General features: G+C 56.5%; 2 protein-coding genes and 1 pseudogene. All 3 read left to right on the forward strand.

Translation table 11 applies throughout. The annotated features are described in order from the left end of the window. Positions 1-385, forward strand: a 385-nt coding sequence (locus tag B5F34_RS17100; RefSeq protein WP_204245637.1) for a topoisomerase C-terminal repeat-containing protein, incomplete at its 5' end; no start/stop codon positions are given. Between the two features lie 164 nt (positions 386-549). Then, on the forward strand, positions 550-1,002 hold the full coding sequence (locus B5F34_RS17105) for a DUF1896 family protein (RefSeq protein WP_087247933.1): 453 nt from the start codon (positions 550-552) through the stop codon (positions 1,000-1,002). Continuing rightward, a pseudogene (locus B5F34_RS17110) lies at positions 989-1,674 on the forward strand (SAM-dependent methyltransferase); the annotation flags it as partial. The gene B5F34_RS17105 and the pseudogene B5F34_RS17110, both read left to right, overlap by 14 nt.

The following is a 1,674-nucleotide window of genomic DNA, read 5'->3' on the forward strand; positions in this document are numbered from 1 at the left end:
CCTGCGCGACATCGAGGGCTACACCCGCAAGATAACCACCGAACTGCTCGCCTGCGACAAAATCTTTGGTCACAAGGCATCGGGCTGCGCCTGCCCCAAGTGCGGCACGGGCACGATGCTGTTCTATGGCAAAGTGGTGCGCTGCGACAACCCGGACTGCGCCCTGCCGGTGTTCCGCCAGATAGCGGGCAGGACGCTCACCGACACGGAAATGACCGACCTGCTGGCAAAAGGGAGGACGGGGGTCCTCGGCGGCTTCAAGAGCAAACAGGGCAAGCCGTTTAGCGCGGCGGTCGCCTTCGATGCGGATTTCAACACGAAATTCGTGTTCCCCGAAACCAATTCTGCAAGAAAATCCGCAAACAAGAAAGGAGGAAGAAAATAAATGTATAAATTTGCCACTGATTCATGTAATAATCTGTTTCAATTCGTTGATACTGTTTCTTTACATGGATTTAGTGGCGGCACTCGGAGGGATACCGGGTGCCTTTTTTCTTCTCCTTTATCCATATCAATATCCGATTTTTTCACCACTAAATCCATAAAAAGATGAAACAGAACAAGAAAACCGTTCCGGCGGAACTGTCCTATTACGGGCTGTACCTACTGGACTACCTGAGAAAATACCATCCCGACAAAGCATCGGATACCGGTTTCATTGCCGGACGCGAAGAAGCCGCCACCGCCACTTTCGAGAAGGAAAGGCTGGCGGGCGGCACGGTGGAGGACGCCCACGAGGAAGCCATGCGCGTGCTGCTCGAAGAGCTGCACTTCTCTCCCTACGCCCTGCTGACGGAGGTCGTGGAGAGGGAGTTTGCCGACGAGGTGGCGGAACAGGAGCGTGAACCGTTCTGCCGCAGGCTCTACCCCCACCTGAACAACCTGTTTGCCGGTTACGACACGTCGGATGACACCTTCGCCCTGTCACCCGCGCATGACCTGCTCTACACGGAGCTGGTCGGAACCGTCATGCTTTATCTGGAGTCCTATGGCGTTCAATAGGAAACAGAAGCTGAGGGACAACATCGAGGCGGTACGCACGGCGTTCACGCTTGACCGGGAACGGCGCACCCCGACGGAAAGGGAACGTGCGCTGCTGGAGCGGTACTGCGGCTTCGGAGGGCTGAAGTGCATCCTGAACCCGGCAAAGGAACTGGCAGATGCCGTGCATTGGGCGAAATCCGACCTCGAACTGTTCGCCCCGACGGTGGAGCTGCACCGTATCATCCGTGAGAACAGCCGGGACGAAACGGAGTACAAGCGGTATGTGGACTCGCTGAAAGCCTCGGTGCTGACGGCGTTCTACACGCCGCAAGCCATCACGGACACCATCGTGGACGTGCTCCACGACAAGAAGGTGCGACCGAAGCTCGTGCTGGAGCCGTCTGCGGGCATGGGCGCGTTCATCGCCCCGGTACTGTCGGACAATCCGCAGGCGGAGGTCATGGCTTTCGAGAAAGACCTGCTGACGGGCAAGATGCTCGGACACCTGTACCCGCAGCAGAAGATACGCACGGAAGGCTTCGAGAAGATAGAAAAGCCGTTTCTGAACCGGTTTGACCTTGCCATCTCCAACATCCCTTTCGGGGATATAGCGGTGTTCGACCCGGAATACACCAATGGCTCGGTATTCAAAAAGATAGCGGCAAGGAAGGTGCATACCTATTTCTTTCT

Origin of the sequence: Mediterranea sp. An20 (assembly GCF_002160055.1) — a bacterium.
GTDB lineage: Bacteria > Bacteroidota > Bacteroidia > Bacteroidales > Bacteroidaceae > Bacteroides > Bacteroides avicola.

Coding starts and splice junctions, on each gene's coding strand:
- B5F34_RS17105 (WP_087247933.1), top strand. CDS start 550: ATGAAACAGAACAAGAAAACCGTTCCGGCGGAACTGTCCTATTACGGG.